A 6,000-nucleotide genomic window follows, 5' to 3' on the forward strand; every position below is an offset into this window, starting at 1 on the left:
ACGAGAGGTCAGGCCGCGCTCTCCTGCTCGCGCTCCACCTGCTCGTTCCACTGGCGCTTGACGGAGCGCCACGCCTCGTCGTCGTGGCCCAGGCGCCAGTAGCCGGAGATCGACAGCTGGGAGGCCGGTACCCCGCGCTCAAGGCGCAGGTGGCGGCGGATCTCCTTGACGAAGCCCGCCTCGCCGTGCACGAACGCCTGCACCCGGCCGGGCGGGAACTCCAGCTCCCTCACCGCCTCGGTGAGCGCCTCGCCCACCGGGCGGCCGGCCCGGTGCAGCCAGGTGACGGCCACCCCGTCCGGCGTGGCGATCTTCTGCTCCTCGGCCGCGTCCGCCACCTCGACGAACGCGTGCACCACCGCACCCGCCGGCATCTGCTCCAGCGCGGCGGCGACGGCCGGCAGCGCGCTCTCGTCGCCCGCCAGCAGGTGCCAGTCCGCCGAGGCGTCGGGGGCGTAACCGCCACCGGGGCCCAGGAACGTCACCTGGTCGCCCGGCTGCGCGCCCGCCGCCCAGGGGCCGGCGAGGCCCTCGTCGCCGTGCACCACGAAGTCGATCGCCAGCTCCCGGGCGGCCGGGTCCCAGGAACGCACCGTGTAGGTACGGGTGGTGGGCCACAGCTCCCGGGGGTACTCCTCGCGGATGCGGGCCACGTCGAAGGGGTGGGCGTAGTCCGCGCCCTCGGGGGCGAAGCACAGCTTGACGTAATGGTCGGTGAAGCCCGCGAGCGCGAACTCGGCGAGACCGTCGCCGCCGAGCACCACCCGGATCATGTGCGGGGTGATCTGCTCGGTGCGCAGGACCTGCGCACCCTGAGCCTTCGGTGCCCGCCGCTCCGGTCGTTCTGCCACGAGATCTGCTCCCTGCTGCCGGAATTGGAGACCGTCGACCGACGCCGAGATCGGCCTTAGGGTCACCTAACTTAACACCTCAGGGCCGCAGTGCGGAGTGGAGGCGCTGGAGGGCTCCGCCCAGCCCCCACCGGGTCGCGAGCGCGTCGAGCGCGGCCGGATCGCGGGGCGCGGCGGGCAGCGCCGGGTCGAAGTCCGGCAGCGGTACGTCGGCGGCGACCCGCACGACCTTCGGCGCGACGGCCACATAGGCGCGGGCCTCGTCGAGCCGCTTCCGCTGCGAGGGCGTCAGCTTCGCCGCCGGATCGTCCACCGCCGCCATGATCCCGGCCAGGTCACCGAAGGCGTCGAGCAGCTTCGCCGCCGTCTTCTCGCCGATCCCGGGCACCCCCGGCAGCCCGTCGCTCGGGTCACCGCGCAGCAGCGCCAGGTCCGCGTACCCCCGGCCGTCCACCCCGTACTTCTCGCGCAGCCACGCCTCGTCCGTCACCTGGAGCGTGCCGACCCCCTTCAGCGGGTAGAGCACCCGCACCCCGCGGGCGTCGTCCACCAGCTGGTACAGGTCCCGGTCGCCGGTGACGATGTCCACCGGGCCGGCCGCCCGCCCGGTCAGCGTGCCGATGACGTCGTCCGCCTCGTACCCCTCGGCGCCGACCCGGGCGATGCCCAGCGCGTCCAGCACGTCCGCGATGACCGGCACCTGCGGGGCCAGCGTGTCCGGGGTCTCCTCCTCGTCGGGCACGCCCGCCCCGGTCTCGGCCGCCACCCGGTGCGCCTTGTACGTGGGGATGAGGTCGACCCGCCACTGCGGGCGCCAGTCCGCGTCCCAGCAGGCGACGAGGTCGTCCGGCCGGTGGTCCTGCACGAGGCGGCCGATGAAGTCCAGCAGTCCGCGCACGGCGTTGACCGGGGTGCCGTCCGGCGCGCGCACCGAGTCGGGCACGCCGAAGTAGGCGCGGAAGTAGAGGGAAGCGGTGTCGAGGAGCATCAGGCGTCGCGTCACACGCCGATGATGCCGCACGGCACCGACAGCGGCCGTCGCGGACGCGGTTCCCGGAAAGCCAGGGCGATTTATGTGATCCAGGCCACTGATGTGTTTGCTCCGAGTAAGCCGGGGCAGGCGCGCCATCGGAGCGGACCACGTCGCATTTTCAACTAATGCACGTGCCATGCGGACGGAATCCGTGCCGCTCCACGGTCTGCCGGCGGGGGTGGCAGACCGTTCTCGGTTCAACGCGTGAGGTGTATGTGTCCAGGCTGCAGGCCGAGCACTTGTACAAAGTGTTCGGCAGACGACCCGATCAAGCCGTGCAGAAGCTGCGGAGCGGCACCGGCCGCGACGCCCTGCGCGCCGACGGAACCACCGCGGCGGTGATCGACGCGTCGTTCACCGTCGAACCGGGCCAGATCTTCGTCGTGATGGGTCTGTCCGGCTCGGGCAAGTCCACGCTGCTGCGCATGCTCAACGGCCTGCTGGAGCCCACCTCCGGCCAGGTGCTCTTCGACGGCCAGGACCTGACCGCCCTGAGCCCCGCCGAGCTCCGCCACGTCCGTTCCACCAAGATCAGCATGGTGTTCCAGCACTTCGCGCTCTTCCCCCACCGGAGCGTCCTGGAGAACGCCGCGTACGGCCTGGAGGTGCAGGGCGTCCCGCGCGCCGAGCGGAACCGCCGCGCCACCGAGGCGCTGGAGCTGACCGGCCTGGCCGGCTGGGAGAAGTCCTGGCCCGACGAGCTGTCCGGCGGCATGCAGCAGCGCGTGGGCCTCGCCCGCGCGCTCGCCACCGACGCCGACCTGCTCCTGATGGACGAGTCCTTCAGCGCGCTCGACCCGCTGATCCGCCGCGACATGCAGGACCAGCTCCTGGAGCTGCAGAAGCGGCTGAAGAAGACCATCGTCTTCATCACCCACGACCTCAACGAGGCCATGCGCCTCGGCGACCGCATCGCCGTGATGCGCGACGGCGAGATAGTCCAGCTCGGCACCGCCGAGGACATCCTCGTCACCCCGGCCAACGAGTACGTCGCCTCCTTCACCCAGGACGTGGACCGTGCCCGGGTGCTGACCGCCGGCGCGATCATGGCCGAGCCGGACACCGTCATCGGCACGCTCTGCGACCAGGGCAAGGAGATCCGGAACACCGACGACGTGCTGCGGGCCACCCCGGCCGAGGTCACCGAGTCCACGCCGATCATCGAGCTGTTCACGCCCTGCTCGCAGAGCCGGGTCGCGGTGGCCGTGACCGACGGCAAGGGCGATCTCCTCGGCGTCGTGCCCCGCGAGCGGCTGCTCGCCGTGCTCGGCGAGCCGATGACCCCCGCCGGGGCTCCCCAGGACGCCGCCGCGACGACCCCGAAGAAGGTGGCCGGTGTTTAGGCTCCATCTCGGCGACTGGGTCGACTCCGCGGTCGACTGGCTCCAGACCCACCTCTCCTGGCTCTTCGACTTCATCAGCTCCGTCGTGAGCGGCATGTTCGACGGCATCGCCGCCGTGCTCTCGGCTCCCGCGCCCCTGCTCTTCGCGGGCATCGTCGCCGTCATCGCCTGGTGGCTGCGCGGCCTGCTCGCCGGAATCCTCGCGTTCGTCGGCTTCGCCCTCATCGACTCGGTCGAGCTGTGGGACGAGGCGATGGACACGCTCACGCTGGTGCTCGTCGCGACCATCGTGACGCTGGTGCTCGCCGTGCCGCTCGGCATCTGGGCCTCCCGCTCCAAGGCGGTGAGCGCGGTGACCCGGCCGGTCCTGGACTTCATGCAGACCATGCCCGCCATGGTCTACCTGATCCCCGGCGTGATCTTCTTCGGCGTCGGCGTCGTTCCCGGCATCATCGCCACCATCATCTTCGCGCTGCCCCCGGGCGTCCGGATGACCGAACTCGGCATCCGCCAGGTCGACGGCGAGCTGGTCGAGGCGGCCGAGGCGTTCGGCACGACCTCCCGCAACACCCTGCTCCGGGTCCAGCTGCCGCTGGCCCTGCCCACGATCATGGCGGGCATCAACCAGGTCATCATGCTCGGCCTGTCCATGGTGGTCATCGCCGGCATGGTCGGCGGCGGCGGCCTCGGCGGCTCCGTCTACCGGGCCATCGGCAACGTCGACGTCGGCCTGGGCTTCGAGGCCGGTGTCTCCATCGTCATCCTGGCCATGTACCTGGACCGGATGACCAGCGCCCTGGGCCGCGAAGTGTCCCCGCTCGCCCGCCGCGCGCTCGCCAAGGCCCAGTCGATGGCCGGCGGCCTGAAGATCTGGCACCACCGCCCGCAGCCCGTCGTCGCCGTCGCGGGCGTCGTCGCCCTGGCGCTCGTCGCCGGCGGCATGGGCGTCTTCGGTTCCTCCGACGACGAGGCCGCCGCGGCCTCGGACACGGCGAAGATCGGTGCCGGCAAGAAGATCAGCATGGGTTACATCCCCTGGGACGAGGGCATCGCCTCCACCTACCTGTGGAAGGAGCTGCTGGAGCGCCGCGGCTTCGAGGTCGAGGTCAAGCAGTACGAGGCCGGCGCGCTGTACACCGGTATGGCGGGCGGCCAGATCGACTTCGAGACCGACTCCTGGCTGCCGGTCACCCATGCCTCGTACTGGAAGAAGTACAAGGACCGGCTGGAGGACATGGGCTCCTGGTACGGCCCCACCTCGCTGGAGCTGGCCGTCCCCACGTACGTCAAGGACGTGAAGTCCCTGACCGACCTCAAGGGCAAGGCGTCCGACTTCAAGGGCCGGATCGTCGGCATCGAGCCGAGCGCCGGTGAGATGGGCCTGCTGAAGGACAAGATCCTGCCCGGCTACGGCCTGGACAAGGAGTACAAGGTCGTCGACGGCTCCACGCCGTCCATGCTGGCCGAGCTGAAGCGCGCGTACGCCAAGAAGGAACCGATCGTCGTCCCGCTGTGGTCGCCGCACTGGGCGTACAACCAGTTCGAGCTGACCAAGCTCAAGGACCCCAAGAACCTCTGGGGCAAGGGCGACGGCATCCACACCCTGACCCGCAAGGGCTTCACCGCCGACAACCCCGAGGTCGGCAAGTGGCTCAAGGACTTCAAGATGAGCGAGGACCAGCTCACCAGCCTTGAGGCCCAGATCCAGAAGAGCGGCTCCGGCAAGGAGCAGCAGGCCGTCCGCACCTGGCTGAAGGCCAACCCGGACGTCGCCGACAAGTGGACCCCGGTCAAGAAGTCCGCCCCGGCGAAGGGCGCGAACGGCAAGGACGAGCGCGACCGTCCGGTCGAGATGGCCTGGTTCCCCTGGGAGGAGGACATCGCCGCCACCTACCTGTGGAAGGCCGTCCTGGAGGACCGGGGCTACAAGATCAACCTCAAGCAGTTCGAGGTCGGCCCGATGTACACCGCGATGTCGCGCGGCCAGATCGACGTGCAGTTCGACGGCTGGCTGCCGTTCACCCAGAAGAACTACTGGGACAAGTACGGCTCCAAGCTGACGGACATCGGCTCCTGGTACGGCCCGACCTCCATCGAGGTCGCGGTGCCCGACTACGTCAAGGACGTGAAGTCCCTGGCCGACCTCAAGGGCAAGAGCTCGGAGTTCAAGGGCCGCATCATCGGCATCGAGCCCGGCACCGCCACCATGGAGAACCTCAAGAAGAGCGTGCTCCCGGCCTACGGCCTGGACGACGAGTACAAGGTGGTCGACTCCTCGACGCCCGGCATGCTCGCCGAGCTGAAGCGCGCGTACGCCAAGAAGGAGCCCATCGCCGTCCTGCTGTGGACCCCGCACTGGGCGTACAGCGAGTACGGGATGACCAAGCTCCAGGACCCGAAGAAGGCGTTCGGCGAGGGCGACCGGCTGCACACCATCGCCTCCAAGGAGTTCCCGGAGAACTACCCGCGGCTGACGAAGTGGTTCAAGGACTTCAAGCTGACCGAGGACCAGCTCGCCGGACTGGAGAACCAGATCCAGAAGCTCGGTACAGGGCACGAAGAGGAAGCCGTGAGGGCCTGGATGAAGAAGAACCCGGGCATCGCGGACAAGATGGCCCCCCAGTAGGAGCCGTCGCCGGCCCCCGCCAGGGCCGCAGCCCGTGAAGGGGCGGGGGGCCCCCCCCCCGCCCCCCCCCCCCGCAGGCCGGGCCGGGGGGGGCCCATAACGGCCCGCCAGGGGGGAGGGGGGGGGGGCCGGGCGGGCCACCCCCAC

General features: G+C 70.3%; 4 protein-coding genes. 2 read left to right on the forward strand and 2 right to left on the reverse strand.

Going from position 1 to position 6,000, the window contains the following annotated elements; genetic code table 11:
• Positions 1-8: 8 nt before the first annotated feature.
• Complete coding sequence (locus FKN01_RS29125) at positions 9-851, reverse strand: siderophore-interacting protein (RefSeq protein ID WP_143625648.1); 843 nt, start codon at positions 849-851, stop codon at positions 9-11.
• A 79-nt stretch (positions 852-930) separates the two neighbouring features.
• Positions 931-1,839 carry a 5'-3' exonuclease gene (locus FKN01_RS29130; protein ID WP_143625655.1) on the reverse strand — a complete coding sequence of 303 codons (909 nt, stop codon included), beginning with the start codon at positions 1,837-1,839 and terminating at the stop codon, positions 931-933.
• Positions 1,840-2,159: 320 nt separating this feature from the next.
• On the opposite strand from FKN01_RS29130, the gene FKN01_RS29135 reads away from it, so the two are divergent.
• Positions 2,160-3,227 (forward strand): glycine betaine/L-proline ABC transporter ATP-binding protein, encoded by a 1,068-nt coding sequence (locus FKN01_RS29135; RefSeq protein WP_143625649.1) that lies wholly within the window; start codon positions 2,160-2,162, stop codon positions 3,225-3,227.
• Positions 3,220-5,853, forward strand: a complete 2,634-nt coding sequence (locus FKN01_RS29140) for an ABC transporter permease/substrate binding protein (protein ID WP_143625650.1) — start codon at positions 3,220-3,222, stop codon at positions 5,851-5,853. The genes FKN01_RS29135 and FKN01_RS29140 overlap by 8 nt, the downstream gene beginning before the upstream one ends.
• The last annotated feature ends 147 nt before the right edge of the window (positions 5,854-6,000 follow it).

This window comes from Streptomyces sp. 130, assembly GCF_007096885.1.
Lineage (GTDB): Bacteria > Actinomycetota > Actinomycetes > Streptomycetales > Streptomycetaceae > Streptomyces.